The sequence below is a fragment of the Fictibacillus arsenicus genome (assembly GCF_001642935.1).
GTDB classification, from domain to species: domain Bacteria; phylum Bacillota; class Bacilli; order Bacillales; family Fictibacillaceae; genus Fictibacillus; species Fictibacillus arsenicus_B.
This window is the reverse complement of record NZ_CP016761.1, coordinates 80656-104803: the sequence shown is the minus strand read 5'-3', so window position 1 is coordinate 104803 and position 24148 is coordinate 80656. Positions and strand designations below refer to the sequence as shown.

Here is a 24148-nt window from a genome sequence, read left to right as displayed (position 1 = left end):
TCCATTTACTCGCAACCTAATAAACATCAGGCATGGAATTAGTCTTCGATAACGATTCCCATGCTACGCGCTGTACCTTCAACCATACGCATTGCAGCTTCAACACTAGCAGCATTTAGGTCGGGCATTTTTGATTCTGCGATTTCGCGAACTTTATCACGCTTTACAGTCGCAACTTTTTTCTTGTTTGGCTCACCTGAACCTGACTCGATTCCCGCAGCTTTCTTTAAAAGAACAGCAGCTGGAGGAGTTTTAGTGATAAATGTAAATGAACGGTCTTCGAAAACCGTGATTTCAACCGGAATGATTAAACCAGCTTGATCAGCAGTACGAGCGTTGAATTCTTTACAGAATCCCATGATGTTTACCCCAGCTTGTCCTAGTGCAGGTCCAACTGGCGGTGCCGGGTTTGCTTTACCAGCAGGGATTTGAAGCTTTACCATCTTAATAACCTTTTTAGCCACGCGACACACCTCCTTAAGTCCGTGATGTGGTATTATGGGCCGAAACCCTCCCACTCAAAAATACGCTTCCCCTCCTAAAAGAGAAGAAGCAGTTGATTAGAAATATCAAACATAAAAAATTCTATCACCTTTTGGTGGTGATTACAAGTCTTTTTCCATTATTACTGTTAACTTAACTTGCTGACTTGGTTAAACTCGAGTTCAACAGGTGTTTCACGACCGAACATGTTTACGTGAACCTTCAGCTTGCGCTTTGTTGCATCGATCTCTTCAATCGTTCCAACAAAATCAGCAAAAGGACCTTCTTTCACTTTTACAGATTCCTTAATTTCGAAATCCACTTCAACGCGCGGCGCTTCCATACCCATACCTTTAAGAATATGTTCTACTTCCTCAGGCAATAGCGCCGTTGGTTTTGAACCCGCACCAGCAGAACCGACAAATCCAGTTACACCTGGTGTATTACGTACAACGTACCATGAATCATCAGTCATGATCATTTCTGTCAGTACATAACCAGGGAAAACTTTCTTCATGCTTGTTTTTGTCTTGCCGTTCTTTGTTTCGGTCTCTTCTTCTACAGGTACAAGTACACGGAAAATTTTATCTGTCATCCCCATAGATTCTAAACGTTTTTCCAAGTTTGCTTTTACCTTGTTTTCATAACCTGAATAGGTATGAACTACGTACCAATTTTTTTCCATACGATGGGACCCGTGTCCTTTCCCTCCTAAAATGGATAATACTCTAGCATTCTATCCAAAAGAAGATGTATCTAATCTACCCTAAAATAAGCTCTACGATTTGTGAAATCCCTAGATCCACAACCCAGAAGAACAAAGCCATAATTACAACAGTTGACAGTACAATCCCCGTATAGCGAAACAGTTCTTTTCGCTTAGGCCAGCTGACGCGCTTCATTTCCTTATTAACATCAGAAAGAAACTTTGCTGGTGATTTCTTTGTCTTTTCTGCAACATCCGCCATCTTCATAAACCCCCATGCCTTTAATCATTCAAACATTTATAAAAAAGCTTGCTCGCTTACTTCGTTTCCTGGTGAATGGTATGAGCGTTGCAGTAGCTGCAAAACTTCTTAACCTCGACTCGTTCAGGATTGTTTTGCTGGTTCTTCATCGTTGTATAATTCCGTTTTGAGCATTGTTTACAGGCTAAAAATACTTTTTTTCTCATGCTAAATAAACACCTTTCGTGCGACAAACCCACTCATCCACGTTACAATGTTACTTTTAAAACATTAACATAGGGGTATAAGCTTGTCAATAAAGGGAAAATGAAGGTTTAGGTTAACTCTGTTGGTCTTGAAAAAGTAGTTGATTTCCGTTACAGATGCTTCGCTTTCCGCGGGGCAGGCGGTGAGCCCCTTGCCGCTTTGCGTCTTTAAAGGTCTCACCTGACCGCTTGTCCCGCAGGAGTCTCGCATCTTCCACTCCAATCAACTTGCAAGGGGAGCAATTAAACATACAGACATTAGCCCGACCTTTAAGACAAAAATCTAAAAAAAGAGCAGGACCACTTCCCTGCTCTTACGATGTAATTTCTCTTAGTTCTAAATATCGCTCTAGTTTACGCTTCACTCTCTGAAGTGCGTTATCAATTGATTTCACATGTCTGTCGAGATCTACTGAGATTTCCTGGTATGATCTTCCGTCAAGGTACAGCATGAGAACTTTACGTTCCAGGTCACTTAAGATCTCACCCATCTTCACCTCAATATCATCAAACTCTTCCTGATTGATAATGAGTTCTTCTGGGTCAGTGACTTTTGTACCGCAAATAACATCCATAAGTGTACGATCGGACTCTTCATCGTAGATGGGCTTGTCCAATGATACATATGAATTCAACGGAATATGCTTTTGTCTTGTTGCTGTTTTGATAGCAGTGATCATTTGCCTCGTTATACAGAGTTCGGCAAAAGCTTTAAAGGATGACAGCTTGTCCTCTTTAAAATCACGAATTGCTTTATAAAGTCCAATCATACCTTCTTGGATAATATCTTCGCGGTCTGCTCCGATTAAAAAGTATGATCTCGCTTTGGCACGAACAAAGTTTTTATATTTATTGATTAAATATTCTAACGCTGCGCTGTCTCCCTCATGAACCAGTTCCACAAGGCTTTCATCTTCCATTAGCTCGTAATCGCTTACTGACAGTTCCTTGAGATCTATGTTCACGACAATCCCCCCGACCAGGTTTTTACCGGCAAAATATAGCAATATTATACTTCATAGTTCACAAAAGCGTCAACATTCCTTATTTTTGCCCTCTTCTCCATCTTTCAAATATTTCGGCAATTTCATCCGAAAGATGTATAGAGGAAGTGTTTTGTCGTCGTTTTCTCTCGCCTACGGAGACATGAATCTCTTTCTGGATCTCATCCATTTCGTTCTTTAACTCTCTAGCAGATTTTCTGAGAGCACCTTTTCCAAATATCTGCCATTGTTCGGTGGAATCAGAAGTCGCAACATAAATACGGGTGTCTATCGATTTCAATTCCCCGACCAGCCGTTCAATCCGCTCATCCGCTGTTTCATTTTCCCGTGTAAAAATAACTTCTACCCGATAATTTTTTGTCTTTTTTTCTGTGCCAGGCGAGAGATGGGCATCGAATACTACGATTACTTGATGCCCTGTCGAACCCTGGTATTCTGCCATATATTCAATCAGCAGATCTCTAGCTTTTGCAAAATCAGATGTTTTTAAGCCCCGAAGTTCGGGCCATGCGCCAATGATGTTGTATCCATCAACAATCAAATATTGGCGGGTTCTCATTTTTTCAATTCTAGCGGATAGCGGTTGCGGTAGACCTCATACATTAACAGACTGGCAGCAACAGATGCATTAAGAGATGTAACCTTACCCTTCATTGGCAGCTGGACTAGAAAATCGCACGTTTCTGAAACGAGTCTTCCCATTCCTTTTCCTTCACTTCCAATTACGAGGCCTAAAGGCATGTCCCATTTTGCCTGGCGGTAATCATCTTTGCCTTTCATATCTGCTCCGGCAAACCACATACCTCTTTCCTTCAGGTCTTTCATCGTCTGCACAAGGTTTGTTACACGTACAACAGGGATGTATTCAATCGCACCTGTAGATGCCTTTGCAACTGTTGCCGTTAATCCTACAGATCTTCTTTTAGGAATAATGATCCCATGTGCTCCAACAGCATCAGCAGTACGCATGATCGATCCTAAATTATGCGGATCCTCAAGCTCGTCTAATATAATAAAGAAAGGCTCTTCACCGCGTTCCTCAGCTAGTTTAAATAAATCATCAATATCAGCGTATGTGTAAGCAGCAACACCAGCAATAACGCCTTGATGATTTCCGCCCCCGCTTAGAGAGTCAAGTTTTTGTTTTGGGACATATTGAACGAGTACATTTTGTTTTTTAGCCATTGAAACAATGGTGCTAACCGGTCCTTTTTGCGAACCTTCACCTACAAAAATTTTATTAATATCACGGCCGGAGCGCAGTACCTCCATTACTGGATTTCTGCCTATTATCAGTTCTTGCTCTTTTTCTTCACTCATCTTCAGCCTTCCCCCTCTCAATCTTGTTTGTCTGGTAAAACTGTTTCCATTAATGCTTTGAGCCGTTCATGCTCGTTCAGAAGATATAAATATCCGATAATCGCTTCAAAGCTCGTTGCATGCCTGTATGTCTGTACATCCGTATTTTTCGGAACCGTTCCTTGATTGGCGTTGCGTCCGCGTTTAATGACTGCAACTTCCTCTTCCGTAAAAAAGTTTTCTTCCAGCAATTGAACGACCATGCCTGCCTGGGCTTTCGCAGATACAAACTTTGTTGCCGATACATGAAGCTTATTCGGTTTGACCTGTCCGTTGCGTATGAGATGCTCACGCACGAATTGCTCCATGACCGCATCTCCCATATAAGCAAGCGTGGTTCCGTTCAGTTGTTTGATGTCTGCATCAGATAGTCTCATTTACTTCTCTCTTTTCCACCGTACACCTTGTGCGGTATCTTCAAGGATGATGTTCTGCTCTTTTAGCAGATCACGAATTTCATCGGCACGGGAAAAGTTCTTTTCTTTGCGCGCCTTGTTTCTTTCTTCGATAAGAGCTTCGATCTGTTCGTCTAATAGCTCTTCTTCTTTTTGAAGCGTCAATCCTAATACTCCTGCAAGCTCCTCAAATAAATGAATGAAATCAGTAATGACAGCTTTTGAAGTGTTCTTTTCCTGCAAATAAACGTTAGCTTCTTTCGAAAAATCGAACAGGATAGAGATCGCGTTAGCTGTATTAAAATCGTCGTCCATATCTGTGATAAACTTCGCTCTCGTGACCTCGATTACTTTTGTCCATTTCTCAATGTCTTCTGCTAAATCAGCTGTAACTGTTAGACGGTGCTTCAAGTTCTCATAAGCTGTTCTGATTCTGTTCAAGCTCGTTTCTGCAACTTCCAGCAGCTCCTGGCTGAAGTTAATTGGATTGCGGTAGTGAACAGCAAGCATGAAGAAACGGATAACTTGCGGATCCTTTTCTCTTACAAGGTCATGAACTAGCACGAAATTGCCGAGTGATTTAGACATTTTTTCATTGTTTATATTAATATACCCATTATGCATCCAATACTTAGCCATCGGAGATTCATTTAATGCCTCGGATTGCGCAATCTCATTTTCGTGATGCGGGAATGCAAGGTCTTGGCCGCCGCCATGAATATCGATGGAATCACCAAGATATTTTTTTGCCATAGCCGAGCACTCAATATGCCAGCCAGGGCGCCCTTTGCCCCAAGGACTTTCCCAATAGATCTCCCCTTCTTTCGCAGCTTTCCATAGTGCGAAATCAAGCGGATCTTCTTTTTTTTCTCCGATTTCAATTCTTGCGCCAGACTTCAGGTCGTCGATCGATTGGTGAGAAAGCTTGCCGTAGCCGTCAAACGAACGTGTTTTGAAATAAACATCCCCGGCTGCCTCATATGCAAATCCTTTTTTAATCAGGTTTTCGATGAACTCAATAATCTCTGGCATCGTTTCTGTTACACGCGGATGTGCATCTGCTTTCTGAACTCCGAGTGCGCACGTATCCTCGTGATATGCATTGATAAACTTTTCTGCAATCGTCGGAACATCGCTGCCCATTTCGTTAGCTGCTTTAATCAGCTTGTCATCAACATCTGTAAAGTTCAAGATGAACTGAACATCATATCCCCTGTATTCCAGATATCTTCTGACTGTATCAAATACGATGGCAGGACGGGCATTGCCTATGTGAATGTAATTGTATACAGTCGGTCCGCATACATACATTTTCACTTTGCCCTCTTCTAAAGGTACAAACGGTTCCTTTTGGCGTGTCATCGTGTTAAAAATTTTAATGCTCATTTAGATTCACTCCCTCTTTTCATTCTTTCCAATTCTTCACATAACTTTTTTATTTCCAGCTGCATTTCTCTAAATTTATCGGCTACCGGGTCTGGCAGATCGCGGTGGTCTAGTTCACAACCTACTTTGATCCCGTCTTTAATTACCACTTTCCCTGGTATACCGACTACTGTTGCGTTAGGCGGTACGTTTTGCAAAACAACTGAACCCGCTCCGACTTTTGAGTTTTTCCCGATCGTAATATTCCCTAAGACTTTCGCACCTGTAGCAACGAGAACATGATCCTCTAGTGTCGGATGCCGTTTTCCTTTTTCTTTTCCGGTTCCGCCAAGTGTAACACCTTGATAGATTGTCACATCATTGCCTATGATACATGTCTCCCCGATTACGACTCCCATACCGTGATCGATAAAGAATCTTCTTCCGATTTGAGCTCCAGGATGGATTTCAATACCGGTGAAAAATCGGCTGATCTGAGAGATCACACGGGCTAAAAACAGCAAATTGCGCTTAAAAAACTTATGTGCCAGTCTGTGTGCCCATACGGCATGCAATCCTGAATACGTTAAGATTACTTCCAATGAACTTCTTGCGGCTGGATCTTTTTCAAATACAACCTTAATATCTTCTTTCATGGCTGAAAACAAGCTTCTCAACCTCCTTGCAAAAAAATTAAAATAGCTAACCCAAAATGTGTGAGGTTGACCTCCGCTCCAGGTACTCGCTTTCCGCGGGGCGGGCGGTGAGCCTCCTGACGCTTTGCGCCTTCAGGAGGCTCACCTGTCCCACTCGTCCCGCAGGAGTCTCGCACCTTGCGCTCCAATCAACTGCTTTGAAGTTTTAAAAACATCTATCAAGCAGCAACCTTTTAGAAAAAAATAAAATAAAAAACGCCCCTGTGCCGAATGACACAGAGACGCTGAATTAGACGCGGTTCCACTCTGTTTAACAGGTAAATTTAATATACTTACTTTACTACCTGTTCCCTTAATCTCCGTAACGGGGAGTTCCCGCCCATGCCTACTTCTGTTTCAGCACGAGACTCCGAGGGGCACTTCAGCAGGCATTTCTCATAAACCACTTTCAGCCGGTGATGGTTCTCTCTAATATGAAAAGGCGCCAGCCTACTTTCCTCATCTGCGTTTTAATCTTTAAAAATAAGTTTCTTTTACTATATTATAATCTTTGCAAAATGTGTACTTTTATTACTTATTAATTTTCGCGATCACAGCATTCAGGCGTTTCACGATAACGCCTTTCCCTAAAAGAGAAACCGCTGCAGGCAGGTCTGGACCATGCGTCTGTCCAGTTGTGGCTACACGGATCGGCATGAATAAGTTCTTCCCTTTTTGTCCTGTTTCTTTTTGTACTGCCTTCATCATCGCTTTTATATCTTCTGCTTCAAACGATTCACTGTTTTCAACCTGGCTTAAGAAAGCTTCCATAACTGATGGAACACCTTCACCTTGAAGAACTTCTAGTGCTTCCCCTTCGTATTCAATCTCTTCTTTGAAGAAAAGCTCGGTAAGATCTACAATTTCAGCACCATAGCTCATTTTTTCCTGATGAAGAGCTACAAGGCGTGTTACCCACTCTTGCTCTTGGGTACTTGGATTTTCAGAAATTCTTCCTGCTTTTATAAGATGAGGCATGCAAAGTTCAACGATTCGTTCAACGTCCTGCTTTTTCATATACTGGTTGTTCAGCCATTCAAGCTTTTGCGTATCGAAAACGGCAGGTGCCTTTGATAAGCGGTTCGGATCAAAAATCTCAATAAACTCTTCACGGCTGAAGATTTCCTCTTCTCCGCCCGGTGACCATCCTAATAATGCGATGAAGTTAAACAGCGCTTCAGGAAGATAACCTAGATCCTTATACTGCTCAATGAATTGAACGATAGACTCGTCACGTTTGCTTAACTTTTTGCGGTTTTCGTTTACGATAAGCGTCGTGTGGCCAAACTTAGGGTGTTCAAAGCCTAAAGCATCGTAGATCAAAAGCTGCTTTGGTGTATTTGAAATATGGTCATCTCCTCTTAATACATGAGAAATCGCCATTTCGTGATCATCGATAACTACCGCGTAGTTATACGTTGGTATGCCGTCCTTTTTTACGATAACAAAATCGCCAAACCCGCTTGATTCAAAGGAAACTTCGCCTTTTACCATATCATCAAACGTAATCGTACGGTCTTGAGGAACTAAGAATCGAATACTAGGCTTGCGTCCTTCCGCTTCTAATGCAGCACGCTCTTCATTTGAAAGATTGCGGCAGCGCCCGTCATATACAGGTGTATCACCCTTTGCCATCTGTTCTTCACGTGAAGCTTCCAGTTCTTCTTCCGTACAATAGCACTTATAAGCAAGTTCTTTTGAAAGAAGCTCATCCGTATATTTTTGATAAAGATCTAAGCGCTCCATCTGACGGTAAGGACCATAATCTCCGCCGATATCAACACTTTCGTCCCAATCCATACCAAGCCATTGCAGATGGTTCAGCTGACTTTCTTCACCGCCCTGAATATTTCGCTTTTGGTCAGTGTCTTCGATTCTGATAATAAATTTCCCGCCAATGTGGCGTGCATATAAATAATTAAAAAGAGCCGCACGAGCATTACCTATATGTAAATGTCCTGTAGGACTTGGTGCATAACGTACTCGAACTTCGTTTGCCATCTTGGTTTCACCTCTAAAAAGTAGTTATTTGTGAATCTTTATTTCTCGATTAAAACAACCGCTTGTGCGGCAATTCCTTCTTCTCTTCCCGGAAAACCTAGCTTTTCTGTCGTGGTCGCCTTCACATTGATTTGATCGGCATCCACTTCAAAAATACCCGCAATAACGGTTCTCATCTCTTCAATGTAAGGAAGCATTTTAGGTTTTTGAGCGATAATCGTGCAATCTATATTTCCTAAACGGTACCCTTTTTTCTCTACAAGCTTCCAAGAATCTAATAATAAACGTTTCGAATCTGCACCCTTGTAGGCAGGATCTGTATCAGGAAAATGTTTGCCAATATCCCCTTCACCTGCAGCTCCAAGCAATGCGTCTGTTACCGCATGCAAAAGAACGTCTGCATCAGAATGTCCTAAAAGTCCTTTTTCATAAGGTATCGTAACTCCGCCAATAATTAAAGGCCTTCCTTCACAAAATGCGTGAACATCAAAACCCTGGCCGATGCGCATCATGCTTTTTCCCCCTGTCTATCCAACAAAATGGCTTGTCCAAACAACAAGTCATCAGACGTAGTTAATTTTATATTATGATAGTCTCCCATTACAATAGTGACTGTATGTCCAATTCGTTCCACTAGGCTTGCATCATCCGTTCCAAGATAATGATCGGCGGCCGCTTTTTCATGCGCCTCTTTTACAATAGAAAGACGAAAAGCTTGCGGGGTTTGAACAGCCCACAAGCTGGAACGGTCGATCGTTTCTTCCACCTGATTTTGTATAGCCCGCTTCACCGTATCCTTTACGGGTACAGCCAAAACAGCAGAACCTGTTTCAATGGTATTTTCAACAAGCTGGCTAATATGGTGATGCGTAATAAAAGGTCGTGCAGCATCATGTATGAGGACAAGCTCAGCATCTTCTGGAACTACTTTCAGACCCTCAAATACACTTTGCTGCCGTTCACTTCCGCCTGGAACGATTTGGCGCACTTTTGTATATTGGAATGTTTGTACAAAATCTTGCATCTGTTTTAATTCCCGCTCGCTGCCGACAAGAACGATACCTGAACAAGCCTGGTCTTTCTCAAAAACATCCAGTGTAAGCTTCAGAACCGGGCTCCCTAAGAGCTCGATCCATTGTTTTGAAATACCAGCATTCATTCTTTTGCCTTGTCCGGCTGCAGGAATTACTGTCCAATAATTCACGTGCTTTCCCCACCGTTCATTACAATGCTTTTTCTAGCAGCTTTTTTTTAGCAAAAATCATTCGACCCGCTGACGTTTGAAGTACAGACGTAACAACTACATCGATCGTTTTTCCGATATAGTCTCGTCCATCCTCAACAACGATCATCGTTCCGTCATCGAGATAGCCGACACCTTGATTTTGTTCTTTCCCGTCTTTAATCACTTGAACAACCAGTTCTTCACCAGGAAGAACGACAGGTTTTACCGCGTTAGCAAGATCGTTAATGTTAAGAACCGCAACATTCTGCAGCTCACATACTTTATTAAGATTAAAATCATTCGTAACGACAACACCTGTTAAAAGCTGTGCAAGCTTTACAAGTTTGCTGTCTACTTCGGTAACTTCTTCAAAGTCACCTTCATAGATCTCCACTTTCATAGACAGCTCTTTTTGGATACGGTTTAAGATATCCAATCCGCGGCGGCCCCTGTTACGTTTCAAAACATCTAATGAATCTGCAATATACTGCAATTCTTCCAAAACGAATCGAGGAATGATCAGCGGACCTTCTAGAAAGCCAGTTTGACAGATATCTGCAACACGGCCATCAATAATAACACTCGTATCGAGAATCTTATATTTCCCTCTAGCCATTTCAGGTTCTGCTTCTTTCTTCTTCTCTTTGCCCTGACGGTTCAGTGAGAAGAGCTGAATCAATTCATCTCTCTTTTTGAATCCTACCTGGAACCCAAGGTACCCAAGTAAAAAAGTAATAGCGATCGGCAGAATTGAACTTACAACAACGATATCCATGCTGCTGAGCGGCGACTGGATTAAGAATGCAACAATCAATCCAATGATAAGTCCCATCGTACCCGATAACAGATCAGTTGCAGGGGCTTTAACAACCGTTTCCTCTGCCCAGCGAATCAATCCTACTACGTAATCTGACAGCCAAAATGTAGATAAAAATAGTATAAGTGCACCAATTACTGCCCCGACATATGGGGATGTTACTTGAGTCGGCAGATCACCGAAGTTAAGAACACGAATTAAATCTGGAATATACAGATAGCCCAGCATGCCCCCTATCACTATAAAAAACAATTGGACAATTCTTTTTAGCATGCCTGATTCACCTCCCCTAATCATTATTTACAAAATAATAGATTTGAAACGTATAAATTCATTTTTTTAAAAACCTAAATATGACGATCTACGAAAAGCTGTTCCTGAATTCGTTTTAATCCTTCTTTTACTTTTCTTGCACGAATTTCACCAATTCCTTCAACCTCGTCCAACTCATCAATTGAAGCACGCAAAATTTGCGGGAGATTTTCAAATGCATCTGTTAAGTTTTCAATAATAACAGATGGCAGTCTTGGTATCTTCGCAAGAATACGGTATCCGCGGGGATGAATGGTTTCATCCTGCATATTCATACCGGCTGAGAAGCCTAAAAGTTTCATAATAACGGACTCATCAAATAATTCTTCGCTTGAAAGCTTATTGAGCTGGCGAAGTATCGCAAACGGATCGCTTTCATCGTCCTTCATATAATCTTTAATCAAAAGCAAGGCTTCTTCTTCGATGTTTGAGACAAGCTCTTCCATCTGGATTCTGATCAGTCTGCCTTCAACTCCAAGTTCATTAACATATTTAATTATCTCATTTTTTATGCGTAAAACCATTTCAATTCTGTGAATAACTTGTGTAACTTCCTGGAATGTCACAAGTTCTTCAAATTCAAGTGCACCCAGATTGGTCACACTTTGATCAAAGACTACTTTATATTTTTCAAGCGTCTGTATAGCCTGATTCGCTTTCGTTAATATAACGCCGATCTCTTTTAAGGAATAACGAATCATTCCTTGATAAAGCGTGATTACGTTACGGCGCTGTGAAATAGAGATTACAAGGTTTCCTGTCTGCCGCGCAACACGCTCTGCCGTTCTATGCCGGATTCCTGTTTCCGTTGAAGGAATAACAGTATCAGGAATAAGCTGCGTGTTCGCGAATAATATCTTCGCTGCATCTTCATTTAAAATGATGGCTCCGTCCATCTTTGCAAGCTCGTATAGAGAAGCAGGTGAATACTTGCAGTTTATCGAAAAACCACCGTCGACGATCTCTTTTATTTTATCATTATAGCCAACAACAATCAGTCCGCCTGTATTTGCGCGCAATACGTTATCGATGCCTTCCCGAAGCGGTGTTCCGGGGGCAACAAGCTGCAGCATCTGACTAATGATCGCTTCTTTAATCGCATGATCCATAATATGCTTTACCCTCCTAACGCTGCTTGTAATGCCTCATAAACGGTAGATACACCAACGACTTTTATTCCATTTGGAACAGTCCAGCCGCCGATATTTTTATCAGGTATAATAGCACGCGTAAATCCTAGCTTTGCTGCTTCATGTACTCGTTGTTCAATACGGGAAACCCTTCGAACTTCTCCCGTTAAGCCAATTTCTCCGATCATTACATCCGTAGGTTTTGTCGGTGCATCTCTGAAGCTTGATGCGATGCTGATCGCAACAGCAAGATCTATCGCAGGTTCATCGAGTCTAACTCCGCCTGCGACATTTAAATAAGCATCTTGATTCTGAAGCAGCAATCCGACTCTTTTCTCTAAAACAGCCATCAGCAGCGATACACGGTTATGATCGATGCCAGTAGCCATTCTTCTAGGGTTTCCAAAACTGGTCGGCGAAATAAGCGCCTGAAGCTCAACAAGCATCGGCCGCGTTCCTTCCAGTGAAGCTACTACTGTAGAACCAGCTGCGCCTTTTGAACGTTCTTCCAAGAAAATTTCAGAAGGATTCAATACTTCTTCCAATCCTTCTTCCTTCATCTCAAAAACACCAATCTCGTTCGTTGATCCAAAACGGTTCTTAACTGCTCTTAAGATGCGGAAAGTATGGTGTCTTTCACCTTCAAAATAAAGCACAGCGTCTACCATGTGCTCCAAAAGGCGAGGTCCGGCAATTGCACCTTCTTTTGTAACATGTCCAACGATAAATATTGCAATTCCTTTTGTTTTCGCCATTCTCATTAAATGCGATGTACATTCTCTTACTTGCGAAACACTTCCTGGTGCTGAAGTTACTTCAGACCGATAGACGGTTTGAATGGAATCGATGATCATTACAGATGGCATAACGTCAGCCATTGCCTGCTCTATCAGTTCCAAATCCGTTTCAGCTAATACAAACAAATCCTTTGCCGCAATTTCTAGTCTGTCCGCTCTTAACTTTGTTTGTTTAACAGATTCTTCACCAGATATGTAGAGAACACGTTCTCCTTTTTGAGCAAGCTGTGCTGATGTCTGAAGGAGAAGCGTTGATTTTCCGATTCCCGGATCTCCGCCAACTAAAACTAAAGAGCCTGGAACAATCCCTCCGCCTAAAACACGGTTAAACTCCTGATAATTTGTAGGAATACGAGGTTCCTGCTCACTTTTAACTTCCACAATCGACTGTGGTTTCTGCTTAAGATTTGAATCTCCAGAACTAAGTCCCCTTACGTTTTTTTCAGGACGGATGGTTTCTTCCACCATCGTATTCCACGCCTGGCATCCTGGACATTTCCCCATCCATTTTGGAGACTCATAACCGCAATCTTGGCACAGAAAGATTGATTTTACTTTCGCCATCTAAAAAAACTCCTCTTCCAAACTTCACACCTTAAAAACATGCTATTTATTCAATCCGAAGCTTTTATATATATTACAGTTAAATGCTATAAATAAAAAAATTTACTCAATAATATCATAACATAAAACCTAACAACTCTTTCCATTTACGCTCTGCAAAAAAGGGCGAAACGTAAGAATTATTTCGACAAAAACCCGGAGGACATGACTGCCTTCCGGGTTTTTTTGCAAGATATTCTCATTTGCTCTGTTTCACAGGCCAAAACCAGTCTGTTCATTCATTAAGTTACACCGTTTCAACAACAAAGTCGTTCTCTTCAACGTCAATTTTAACCGTTTGCCCTTTGTTGATATTTCCTTTTAGCAGCTCTTCAGACAATCTATCCTCGATCTTACGCTGAAGCGCTCTTCTAAGCGGACGAGCTCCATAATCTGGGTCATATCCTTCTTCTGTAATCTTCTCTAGTGCAGCCTGACTAAGCTCAATCTCAATGCCTTGATCACTTAGACGCTTCTTCAAGGAATCTGCCATGAGACCCACAATTCTTAATAGGTGCTCTTTCTCAAGAGAATGGAAGACGATGATTTCATCGATACGGTTTAAGAACTCTGGACGGAACGCGCGCTTTAATTCATCCATTACTTTAGTCTTCATATCGTTGTATTTCTGTCCTTCATTATGAACAGCAAAACCTAGTGAACGGTTGCGCTTTAACGTGCTCGCACCAACGTTTGATGTCATGATAACAACCGTATTCCGGAAGTCGACAGTACGTCCTTTAGAATCAGTCAGACGCCCATCTTCGAGAACTTGAAGCAGAATGTTGAATACTTCTGGATGTGCTTTTTCAATCTCGTCAAGCAAGATAACAGAATAAGGCTTTCTTCTTACTTTCTCTGTTAACTGTCCGCCTTCTTCATGCCCCACGTAACCTGGAGGAGATCCAACAAGTCTTGACGTTGTATGCTTCTCCATGTACTCCGACATGTCGATGCGGATGATAGCATCTTCATCTCCGAAAAGTGTTTCAGCAACAGCCCTGGCAAGCTCCGTTTTACCAACACCAGTCGGTCCTAAGAAAATGAACGAACCAATCGGACGCTTAGGGTCCTTCAATCCTGCACGAGCTCTTCGGATTGCTTTTGAAATAGCCGTTACCGCTTCGGACTGGCCGATTACGCGGTCATGAAGAATTTCTTCCATCTTCAGCAGACGTTCTGTTTCTTCTTGTGCAAGTTTAGAAACTGGCACTCCAGTCCACGAAGATACAACTTGCGCAATATCTTCAGGCGTAACTTCTGTATTTTCTTTTCCTTGTTTCTCTTTCCAAACGTCTTTCGTCTTCTCAAGCTCTTCACGAAGACGCTGTTCTGAATCACGCAGAGACGCTGCTTTTTCAAACTCCTGGCTTTGAACAGCTGCGTCCTTTTCTTTGCGTACTTCTTCAAGCTTTTGCTCGAGTTCTTTTAAGTTTGGCGGAGCTGTGTAAGAACGAAGACGTACTTTTGATGCAGCTTCGTCAATTAAGTCGATCGCTTTATCCGGCAAGAATCGGTCTGAAATATAGCGGTCTGATAATTGAACAGATGCTTCAATTGCTTCGTCCGTAATCGTTACACGGTGATGCGCTTCATAACGGTCACGAAGACCTTGAAGGATCTGGATGCTCTCATCCTTCGTTGGCTCATTAACCGTGATCGGCTGGAAGCGGCGTTCAAGCGCAGCGTCTTTTTCAATATATTTTCTATATTCATCAAGTGTTGTAGCACCAATACATTGAAGCTCACCACGGGCAAGGGCAGGTTTTAAAATGTTAGATGCATCGATCGCCCCTTCTGCACCACCTGCACCAATCAAAGTGTGAAGTTCGTCAATGAATAGAATGATATTGCCAGCCTGGCGAATTTCATCCATTACCTTTTTCAGACGGTCCTCGAATTCACCTCTGTATTTTGTACCTGCAACAACAGTACCCATATCAAGCGTCATAACTCGCTTATCGCGAAGTGTTTCTGGCACCTCATTATTAATGATCTGCTGAGCTAAGCCTTCAGCAATCGCCGTTTTACCTACACCAGGCTCCCCAATCAGCACAGGGTTGTTTTTCGTACGGCGGCTTAATACTTCGATAACACGCTGTATTTCTTTCGCACGCCCTATAACAGGATCAAGGGAACCATCACGTGCAATTGATGTCAGATCACGAGCTAAGCTGTCTAGTGTCGGTGTATTTGCGCTGGCAGATGAACCTCTATGGCTGGAAGAAGATTCATTGCTCCCTAGCAATTGAAGCACTTGCTGACGCGCTTTGTTCAGGCTTACACCAAGATTGTTCAATACTCTTGCTGCTACGCCTTCACCTTCACGGATCAATCCTAATAAAATATGTTCTGTTCCAACATATGAGTGTCCTAATTTACGAGCTTCATCCATTGAAAGCTCAATCACCTTTTTAGCACGCGGTGTATAATGAATCGTTTGAACAGCTTCCTGTCCACGGCCGATTAACGTTTCCACTTCTTTTTGAATCTTTTCAGGTCCTAAACCAAGTACTTGGAGAGCCTTTGCAGCAATACCCTCGCCTTCCCTGATCAATCCTAACAAAATATGCTCAGTTCCCACGTTGTTATGACCTAATCGAATTGCTTCTTCTTGTGCTAACGCTAATACTTTTTGAGCTCGCTCTGTAAAACGGCCAAACATCATACCCTTCACGCTCCTTATCGGTTTTCCAATTTTATTCTTTCTCTGATTAAAGTGGCTCTTCTTATGTCACGTTCGTCTGGAGTTAGAACTTCACCTGCATATTGTTGAAGAAAACCTGGTTGTGTAAGTATCATAAGTTCATTTAAGATTGTTTTCGAAATTCCAGGCAAGATTTCTAAGTCGATGCCAAGCCTTACATCTGATAAGCATTTGGCAGCTTCTTTCGATTGGATAATCCTGCTGTTTTCCAACGTCCCCAATGAACGATATAACTTATCTTCAAGCTGTAGTTTCAAACCATCCTGCAGCTGTTTTCTTGCAGCACGTTCTTGCTGTATAACCTGCATGACGACACCAGCTAGATCTTCCATTATATCCTCTTCTGACTTGCCTAGTGTCATCTGATTTGAAATCTGAAAAATATTCCCCTGCGCTTCTGTTCCTTCACCATATATTCCTCTAACGGCTAATCCAAGCTGATTAATCGCCGGAATAATGCGGCTCATCTTCTTTGTCAGAACCAAAGCGGGGAGATGCATCATGACCGAGGCTCTGAGTCCTGTTCCCACGTTAGTCGGACAGCTCGTTAAATATCCTCGCTTTTCATCGAATGCGTAATCTGCATTTCTTTCAATAAAATCATCGATTACATTTGCTTTATGAAGCACTTCTTCGAGTTGAAAACCTGGTGCTAAGCATTGAATGCGGATATGGTCTTCCTCATTCAGCATGATGCTGACTGACTCATCCTCATTCATAAGCACAGCCCCGTACTTTGCCTGTTCAGCAAGATTTGGGCTTATAAGGTGTTTCTCAACAAGTACCCGTTTTTCAATCGGTTTTAACTTTTCCATTACCAGCATTTCCAAATTTTCTGCTTCTGGTACATCCTTTTCTTGATTTATGAAAGATGAAATGGATGAAATCACTTCATGAGCAGATTCTTTGTCTGCTGCGATAGGAAAAACAAACTGCTGAAGATTTCTTGCAAGTCGGACACGGCTTGAGAGAACAATATCTGATTCGGGTCCTTCCCTTTTCATCCAGGGACTGATCGCATCACTGATAAATCGCTCTAGAGACATAAGTTTACGTATCCCTCCCCTGCTGCAAGCGGTGCTCAATTTCTCTTATTTCATCTCTTGTTTCAGCAGCTTTTTCGAATTCCTCATTCAATATATACTGCTGCATGGCTTGCTTTAATTGCTGAAGCTGCTTTTTTTCTTGAATACTGCTTCCTGCCCGTAATGGGATTTTCCCCGCATGCAATGTATTGCCGCCATGAACCCGTTTGAAGATAGGATTTAATTTGGATTCAAAAGCTTTATAGCAATTATCACATCCAAAACGGCCAATTTTAGCAAACTGATAATAACTCATTCCGCATTTTTCACAGGCTAACGATGGCGGAATAAAGTTAGATGATGGTGTATTCGGAACATGTCCATCACCATGCAGAAGACCAGAAAGCAATTGGTGAATGGAAAAGGAATTCGACCCCGGCAGGAATTCTCCTTTTTCTTTAGCACAATGTTCACAAATGTGAAATTCTGTTTTCTCACCATTTATGATCTTAGTAAAATGCAATGAGGCTTCACGTTCATGGCATTCTTCACAATTCATTCTGCTCCCTCCCTTTATATAGAATGAAAAAAAGGGCTATGTGGTTCTATATTTTAAAGTTTTTATCATAGCTTTTAAAAGTTCTGCACGCAATTCATCTCTATCTGGAAGATTCAGCTTTAAGATGGAACGGTCCATAACGCTCAACATCAGCCTCGCTTCACGTTCACGGACAATGTTTTCCTCCAGTAGTCTCTTAATTACATTTTCTGCGTTGCCTTGTGATATCCTTTCACCAATCAAGGTTGTTAAGTGATCGATAAGATGTGCGGAGCTCTCGGTTCGAACTTTCATGATCCGGATATAACCGCCTCCACCTCTTTTACTTTCCACCACAAAACCTTTTTCAACCGTAAATCTCGTGTTGATTACATAATTTATTTGAGAAGGTACGCATTGAAACCTTTCAGCAATATCTGTCCGTTTAATCTCGATGGCCAAATCGTTTGTGCTTGAGAGAATTTGCTTCAAATAATTTTCAATCACATCTGAAATATTCCTCATTTCCCCTCCCCCTTCTGACTTTGACTAACTTTGACTATACTCTTATTATAGCCAGGTTTTTTCTGAAAATGCAAATCTCTATGCCTCCATTATTGCCTCATGAGTCGTGCTTTAACCTGTATGATTCTGTCGAAAAGATGGTGGTTTTGGAGGCATGATGGGATTTGCTGATGTGGTTTTTTTGATGGGATGGTTGTTAGGTGAGCCTTTTGATATTGTGGAAGTGGATGGAGGTTATATAACTAAAGAGACTTGATTTTGCTTCGTTTAGACTTCATTCGGAGATTGTGAATCTCTGATTGATATAGCAATTGTAGATATTGTTTTGTTTTCTGCCGAGGGATTCATTAGGGGTAAAGTGTTTTCAGGCTGTAATTTTATTTTCTAGGCTGTAATTTGGATTTATAGGCTGAAATTTATATTTGTAAGCTGTAATTTTTTGCTTTTCAAGCTGTAAATTTTCATTTATAGACTTTTCGACAAAAGTGAGGTCGATCAGCTATCTTCTTCACCGCTGATATTCTCCGATTTAGATGGAGACTTATAAATTTTTTTGAGAACTTATAACGGTTCGGCTACTGTTTTTTGAACCTCAACTACTAGTCGTTTCTCGTCCCAATTTTACTTCTTTTAGGTAACCAGCATGGATTTTCTATAAAAAAGCTGTTGTTTTCTTTCTTTTTAACACAAAAAAAGAAGATGGATCTTCATCCATCTTCCTCATTGCCTAGCGACGTCCTACTCTAACAGGGGGAGACCCCCAACTACCATCGGCGCTGAAGAGCTTAACTTCCGTGTTCGGTATGGGAACGGGTGTGACCTCTTCGCCATCATCACTAGACCTAACCATGACGTTAACCATGATTTTATTAAGTTTGAGAGGTTGTTCTCTCAAAACTAGATACGACGTTTCCAAACGTTTCATACAATATTAAGGATAAGCCCTCGACCGATTAGTATCTGTCAGCTCCACGTGTCACCACGCTTCCACACCAGACCTATCAACCTCATCATCTCTAAGGGGTCTTACTCACTTAACGTGATGGGAAATCTCATCTTGAGGGGGGCTTCATGCTTAGATGCTTTCAGCACTTATCCCGTCCACACGTAGCTACCCAGCTATGCCCCTGGCGGAACAACTGGTACACCAGCGGTGTGTCCATCCCGGTCCTCTCGTACTAAGGACAGCTCCTCTCAAATTTCCTGCGCCCGCGACGGATAGGGACCGAACTGTCTCACGACGTTCTGAACCCAGCTCGCGTACCGCTTTAATGGGCGAACAGCCCAACCCTTGGGACCTACTTCAGCCCCAGGATGCGATGAGCCGACATCGAGGTGCCAAACCTCCCCGTCGATGTGGACTCTTGGGGGAGATAAGCCTGTTATCCCCAGGGTAGCTTTTATCCGTTGAGCGATGGCCCTTCCATGCGGAACCACCGGATCACTAAGCCCGACTTTCGTCCCTGCTCGACTTGTAGGTCTCGCAGTCAAGCTCCCTTGTGCCTTTACACTCTGCGAATGATTTCCAACCATTCTGAGGGAACCTTTGGGCGCCTCCGTTACTGTTTAGGAGGCGACCGCCCCAGTCAAACTGCCCGCCTGACACTGTCTCCGAACCGGATCACGGTTCAAGGTTAGAATTTCAATACAGCCAGGGTAGTATCCCACCGACGCCTCCACCGAAGCTGGCGCTCCGGCTTCTCAGGCTCCTACCTATCCTGTACAAGCTGTACCAAAATCCAATATCAAGCTGCAGTAAAGCTCCATGGGGTCTTTCCGTCCTGTCGCGGGGTAACCTGCATCTTCACAGGTACTATAATTTCACCGGGTCTCTCGTTGAGACAGTATCCAAGTCGTTACACCTTTCGTGCGGGTCGGAACTTACCCGACAAGGAATTTCGCTACCTTAGGACCGTTATAGTTACGGCCGCCGTTTACTGGGGCTTCAATTCAGAGCTTCTCCCGTAAGGGATAACCCCTCCTCTTAACCTTCCAGCACCGGGCAGGTGTCAGCCCCTATACTTCACCTTGCGGTTTCGCAGAGACCTGTGTTTTTGCTAAACAGTCGCTTGGATCTATTCACTGCGGCTCTCTCGGGCGATAAACCCTATCAGAGCACCCCTTCTCCCGAAGTTACGGGGTCATTTTGCCGAGTTCCTTAACGAGAGTTCTCCCGATCATCTTAGGATTCTCTCCTCGCCTACCTGTGTCGGTTTGCGGTACGGGCACCTCTTTCCTCACTAGAGGCTTTTCTTGGCAGTGTAGGATCAGGGACTTCGGTACTAAAATTTCCCTCGCCATCACAGCTCAGCCTTCACGTTGGACGGATTTGCCTATCCAACAGCCTAACTGCTTAGACGCACTATTCCATCAGTGCGCTCACCCTACCTTACTGCGTCCCCCCATTGTTCAAACGGAAAGGAGGTGGTACAGGAATATCAACCTGTTATCCATCGCCTACGCTTTTCAGCCTCGGCTTAGGCCCCGACTAACCCTGAGCGGACGAGCCTTCCTCAGGAAACCTTAGGCTTTCGATGGACAAGATTCTCACTTGTCTTTCGCTACTCATACCGGCATTCTCACTTCAAAGCGCTCCACCAGTCCTTCCGGTCTGACTTCACTGCACTTCGAACGCTCCCCTACCCCTGTACCTAAAGGTACAAGCCATAGCTTCGGTGATACGTTTAGCCCCGTTACATTTTCGGCGCAGAGTCACTCGACCAGTGAGCTATTACGCACTCTTTAAATGGTGGCTGCTTCTAAGCCAACATCCTGGTTGTCTGGGCAACTCCACATCCTTTGCCACTTAACGTATACTTTGGGACCTTAGCTGATGGTCTGGGCTGTTTCCCTTTTGACTACGGATCTTATCACTCGCAGTCTGACTCCCGCGGATAATTCTCTGGCATTCGGAGTTTGACTGAATTCGGTAACCCTGTGGGGGCCCCTAGTCCAATCAGTGCTCTACCTCCAGGAATCTTGCCGCGAGGCTAGCCCTAAAGCTATTTCGGGGAGAACCAGCTATCTCCGTGTTCGATTGGCATTTCACCCCTACCCACACCTCATCCCCGCACTTTTCAACGTGCGTGGGTTCGGGCCTCCATTCAGTGTTACCTGAACTTCACCCTGGACATGGGTAGATCACACGGTTTCGGGTCTACGACCACGTACTATGTCGCCCTATTCAGACTCGCTTTCGCTGCGGCTCCGTCTATTCAACTTAACCTTGCACGGGATCGTAACTCGCCGGTTCATTCTACAAAAGGCACGCCGTCACCCGTTAATGGGCTCCGACTACTTGTAGGCACACGGTTTCAGGATCTCTTTCACTCCCCTTCCGGGGTGCTTTTCACCTTTCCCTCACGGTACTGGTTCACTATCGGTCACTAGGGAGTATTTAGCCTTGGGAGATGGTCCTCCCGGATTCCGACGGGGTTTCACGTGTCCCGCCGTACTCAGGATCCACTCAGGAGGGAACGAAGTTTCAGCTACAGGGCTGTTACCTTCTTTGGCAGGCCTTTCCAGACCGCTTCACCTACTTCGTTCCTTTGTAACTCCATGTAGAGTGTCCTACAACCCCAGAGGGCAAGCCCTCTGGTTTGGGCTGTTTCCGTTTCGCTCGCCGCTACTCAGGAAATCGCATTTGCTTTCTCTTCCTCCGGGTACTTAGATGTTTCAGTTCCCCGGGTCTGCCTTCTCATACCCTATGTATTCAGATATGGATACCATCCCATTACGGATGGTGGGTTCCCCCATTCGGAAATCCCCGGATCAGTGCTTACTTACAGCTCCCCGAGGCATATCGGTGTTCGTCCCGTCCTTCTTCGGCTCCTAGTGCCAAGGCATCCACCGTGCGCCCTTTCTAGCTTAACCTTATATGATGTTTACACATCAAAGATTCTTGCTTTGGCGCAGATAAATAATCTATCTGCCTTGCATTACTTTGTTTGGATGTCGATATCTAGTTTTCAAAGAACACAATTTAAAAATGCATCATCCATAAGATGTGCAATGGTGGAGCTTAGCGGGATCGAACCGCTGACCTCCTGCGTGCAAGGCAGGCGCTCTCCCAGCTGAGCTAAAGCCCCATATTCTAGGAATATAAAATTTAAATGGTGGGCCTAAATGGACTCGAACCATCGACCTCACGCTTATCAGGCGTGCGCTCTAACCAGCTGAGCTATAGGCCCCTAAAGGAAGTATAAAGTTCCTTCAAAACTGAACAAAAGGCAAAAGGTGTACTTACGAAACAGTCGAAGCTGTTTTCATAATCTCCATAGAAAGGAGGTGATCCAGCCGCACCTTCCGATACGGCTACCTTGTTACGACTTCACCCCAATCATCTGTCCCACCTTCGGCGGCTGGCTCCCAAAAGGGTTACCCCACCGACTTCGGGTGTTACAAACTCTCGTGGTGTGACGGGCGGTGTGTACAAGGCCCGGGAACGTATTCACCGCGGCATGCTGATCCGCGATTACTAGCAATTCCGGCTTCATGTAGGCGAGTTGCAGCCTACAATCCGAACTGAGAATGGCTTTTTGGGATTGGCTTGGCCTCGCGGCTTCGCAACCCTTTGTACCATCCATTGTAGCACGTGTGTAGCCCAGGTCATAAGGGGCATGATGATTTGACGTCATCCCCACCTTCCTCCGGTTTGTCACCGGCAGTCACCTTAGAGTGCCCAACTGAATGCTGGCAACTAAGGTCAAGGGTTGCGCTCGTTGCGGGACTTAACCCAACATCTCACGACACGAGCTGACGACAACCATGCACCACCTGTCACTCTGTCCCCCGAAGGGGAAAGCTCTATCTCTAGAGTGATCAGAGGATGTCAAGACCTGGTAAGGTTCTTCGCGTTGCTTCGAATTAAACCACATGCTCCACTGCTTGTGCGGGCCCCCGTCAATTCCTTTGAGTTTCAACCTTGCGGTCGTACTCCCCAGGCGGAGTGCTTAATGTGTTAACTTCAGCACTGAGGGTGGAACCCCCCAACACCTAGCACTCATCGTTTACGGCGTGGACTACCAGGGTATCTAATCCTGTTTGCTCCCCACGCTTTCGCGCCTCAGCGTCAGTTACAGGCCAAAAAGCCGCCTTCGCCACTGGTGTTCCTCCACATCTCTACGCATTTCACCGCTACACGTGGAATTCCACTTTTCTCTCCTGCACTCAAGTCTCCCAGTTTCCAATGACCCTCCACGGTTGAGCCGTGGGCTTTCACATCAGACTTAAGAGACCGCCTGCGCGCGCTTTACGCCCAATAATTCCGGATAACGCTTGCCACCTACGTATTACCGCGGCTGCTGGCACGTAGTTAGCCGTGGCTTTCTGGTTAGGTACCGTCAAGGTACGAGCAGTTACTCTCGTACTTGTTCTTCTCTAACAACAGAGCTTTACGACCCGAAGGCCTTCATCGCTCACGCGGCGTTGCTCGGTCAGGCTTTCGCCCATTGCCGAAGATTCCCTACTGCTGCCTCCCGTAGGAGTCTGGGCCGTGTCTCAGTCCCAGTGTGGCCGATCACCCTCTCAGGTCGGCTACGCATCGTCGCCTTGGTGAGCCGTTACCTCACCAACTAGCTAATGCGCCGCGGGCTCATCTGTAAGTGTCAGCCGAAACCGACTTTCAAAAAAGAAACATGCGTTTCTTCTTATTATCCGGTATTAGCCCCGGTTTCCCGGAGTTATCCCCGTCTTACAGGCAGATTACCCACGTGTTACTCACCCGTCCGCCGCTAAATCAGAGGAGCAAACCCCTCTTCATTCGCTCGACTTGCATGTATTAGGCACGCCGCCAGCGTTCATCCTGAGCCAGGATCAAACTCTCCATAAAAGTGTTTGACTTGCTCTAATTTGTTACTGACGGAATTAATTCTTAATTCCTTACCTTTGCTTTTGTTCAGTTTTCAAAGAACTTGTTTAAACCTTTTTTAACGCCGCTCGTTTTGGCGACTTTA

Annotated in this window: 20 protein-coding genes, 2 tRNA genes, 3 rRNA genes and 1 other annotated feature; all 25 genes read right to left on the bottom strand. The window is 44.0% G+C overall.

Translation table 11 applies throughout. The features are described from left to right. Positions 1 to 38 precede the first annotated feature (38 nt). The 25 genes from rplK to ABE41_RS00440 all read right to left on the bottom strand — a co-directional run bounded on the left by rplK (position 39) and on the right by ABE41_RS00440 (position 24024). On the bottom strand, positions 39 to 464 hold the full coding sequence (rplK, locus tag ABE41_RS00555) for a 50S ribosomal protein L11 (RefSeq protein WP_066285502.1): 426 nt from the start codon (positions 462 to 464) through the stop codon (positions 39 to 41). Positions 465 to 631: 167 nt separating this feature from the next. Then, the gene (gene nusG, locus ABE41_RS00550; protein ID WP_066285499.1) at positions 632 to 1168 is read right to left on the bottom strand and encodes a transcription termination/antitermination protein NusG; all 537 of its coding nucleotides are present in this window, start codon (positions 1166 to 1168) and stop codon (positions 632 to 634) included. 76 nt (positions 1169 to 1244) lie between these two features. Next, complete coding sequence (secE, locus tag ABE41_RS00545; RefSeq protein WP_066285497.1) at positions 1245 to 1451, bottom strand: preprotein translocase subunit SecE; 207 nt, start codon at positions 1449 to 1451, stop codon at positions 1245 to 1247. Positions 1452 to 1507: 56 nt separating this feature from the next. After that, positions 1508 to 1657 carry a 50S ribosomal protein L33 gene (gene rpmG, locus ABE41_RS20425; RefSeq protein WP_077365486.1) on the bottom strand — a complete coding sequence of 50 codons (150 nt, stop codon included), beginning with the start codon at positions 1655 to 1657 and terminating at the stop codon, positions 1508 to 1510. A 353-nt stretch (positions 1658 to 2010) separates the two neighbouring features. Further along, complete coding sequence (gene sigH, locus ABE41_RS00540; RefSeq protein ID WP_066285495.1) at positions 2011 to 2661, bottom strand: RNA polymerase sporulation sigma factor SigH; 651 nt, start codon at positions 2659 to 2661, stop codon at positions 2011 to 2013. Positions 2662 to 2740: 79 nt separating this feature from the next. Beyond that, positions 2741 to 3259 (bottom strand): NYN domain-containing protein, encoded by a 519-nt coding sequence (locus ABE41_RS00535; RefSeq protein ID WP_066285493.1) that lies wholly within the window; start codon positions 3257 to 3259, stop codon positions 2741 to 2743. Then, positions 3256 to 4020 carry a 23S rRNA (guanosine(2251)-2'-O)-methyltransferase RlmB gene (gene rlmB / locus ABE41_RS00530; RefSeq protein ID WP_066285491.1) on the bottom strand — a complete coding sequence of 255 codons (765 nt, stop codon included), beginning with the start codon at positions 4018 to 4020 and terminating at the stop codon, positions 3256 to 3258. Before rlmB ends, ABE41_RS00535 begins: the two co-directional genes overlap by 4 nt. A gap of 17 nt (positions 4021 to 4037) precedes the next feature. After that, complete coding sequence (locus tag ABE41_RS00525; RefSeq protein ID WP_066285489.1) at positions 4038 to 4436, bottom strand: Mini-ribonuclease 3; 399 nt, start codon at positions 4434 to 4436, stop codon at positions 4038 to 4040. Then, a complete protein-coding gene (gene cysS / locus ABE41_RS00520) occupies positions 4437 to 5840 on the bottom strand; it encodes a cysteine--tRNA ligase (RefSeq protein WP_066285487.1) in 1404 nt (467 codons plus the stop codon). It abuts the gene before it with no gap. Further along, complete coding sequence (cysE, locus tag ABE41_RS00515; protein WP_066285485.1) at positions 5837 to 6487, bottom strand: serine O-acetyltransferase; 651 nt, start codon at positions 6485 to 6487, stop codon at positions 5837 to 5839. Before cysE ends, cysS begins: the two co-directional genes overlap by 4 nt. Positions 6488 to 6749: 262 nt before the next feature. After that, positions 6750 to 6989 (bottom strand) — a binding site (T-box leader). 56 nt (positions 6990 to 7045) lie between these two features. Beyond that, positions 7046 to 8515, bottom strand: coding sequence for a glutamate--tRNA ligase (gene gltX, locus ABE41_RS00510; RefSeq protein WP_066285483.1), 1470 nt, complete (start codon positions 8513 to 8515; stop codon positions 7046 to 7048). A 38-nt stretch (positions 8516 to 8553) separates the two neighbouring features. Continuing rightward, entirely contained in the window at positions 8554 to 9027 is a 474-nt protein-coding gene (gene ispF / locus ABE41_RS00505) for a 2-C-methyl-D-erythritol 2,4-cyclodiphosphate synthase (RefSeq protein WP_066285482.1), read from the bottom strand. Next, positions 9024 to 9719, bottom strand: coding sequence for a 2-C-methyl-D-erythritol 4-phosphate cytidylyltransferase (gene ispD / locus ABE41_RS00500; protein ID WP_066285480.1), 696 nt, complete (start codon positions 9717 to 9719; stop codon positions 9024 to 9026). Before ispD ends, ispF begins: the two co-directional genes overlap by 4 nt. Positions 9720 to 9738: 19 nt before the next feature. Next, positions 9739 to 10830 carry a PIN/TRAM domain-containing protein gene (locus ABE41_RS00495; RefSeq protein ID WP_066285477.1) on the bottom strand — a complete coding sequence of 364 codons (1092 nt, stop codon included), beginning with the start codon at positions 10828 to 10830 and terminating at the stop codon, positions 9739 to 9741. Positions 10831 to 10904: 74 nt separating this feature from the next. Then, a complete protein-coding gene (gene disA / locus ABE41_RS00490; protein WP_066285475.1) occupies positions 10905 to 11978 on the bottom strand; it encodes a DNA integrity scanning diadenylate cyclase DisA in 1074 nt (357 codons plus the stop codon). An 8-nt stretch (positions 11979 to 11986) separates the two neighbouring features. Beyond that, positions 11987 to 13360: a DNA repair protein RadA gene (radA, locus tag ABE41_RS00485; RefSeq protein WP_066285473.1), complete on the bottom strand. Its 1374-nt coding sequence runs from the start codon at positions 13358 to 13360 to the stop codon at positions 11987 to 11989. Positions 13361 to 13646: 286 nt separating this feature from the next. Next, complete coding sequence (gene clpC / locus ABE41_RS00480; RefSeq protein ID WP_066285471.1) at positions 13647 to 16067, bottom strand: ATP-dependent protease ATP-binding subunit ClpC; 2421 nt, start codon at positions 16065 to 16067, stop codon at positions 13647 to 13649. Between the two features lie 14 nt (positions 16068 to 16081). Further along, entirely contained in the window at positions 16082 to 17152 is a 1071-nt protein-coding gene (locus ABE41_RS00475) for a protein-arginine kinase McsB (RefSeq protein WP_066285468.1), read from the bottom strand. 4 nt (positions 17153 to 17156) lie between these two features. Beyond that, positions 17157 to 17690, bottom strand: coding sequence for a protein-arginine kinase activator protein McsA (locus ABE41_RS00470; RefSeq protein WP_066285466.1), 534 nt, complete (start codon positions 17688 to 17690; stop codon positions 17157 to 17159). Between the two features lie 36 nt (positions 17691 to 17726). Then, positions 17727 to 18194 carry a CtsR family transcriptional regulator gene (locus ABE41_RS00465; RefSeq protein WP_066285464.1) on the bottom strand — a complete coding sequence of 156 codons (468 nt, stop codon included), beginning with the start codon at positions 18192 to 18194 and terminating at the stop codon, positions 17727 to 17729. Between the two features lie 725 nt (positions 18195 to 18919). Next, positions 18920 to 19035, bottom strand: a 5S ribosomal RNA gene (gene rrf / locus ABE41_RS00460). Between the two features lie 92 nt (positions 19036 to 19127). Beyond that, positions 19128 to 22067 (bottom strand): 23S ribosomal RNA (locus tag ABE41_RS00455). Positions 22068 to 22206: 139 nt separating this feature from the next. Continuing rightward, positions 22207 to 22282: transfer RNA gene (locus tag ABE41_RS00450), tRNA-Ala, on the bottom strand. A 25-nt stretch (positions 22283 to 22307) separates the two neighbouring features. Beyond that, positions 22308 to 22384 (bottom strand) — tRNA-Ile (locus ABE41_RS00445). 90 nt (positions 22385 to 22474) lie between these two features. Beyond that, positions 22475 to 24024, bottom strand: a 16S ribosomal RNA gene (locus ABE41_RS00440). The 16S, 23S and 5S rRNA genes sit together here with 2 tRNA genes alongside, the layout of an rRNA operon. Positions 24025 to 24148 lie beyond the last annotated feature (124 nt).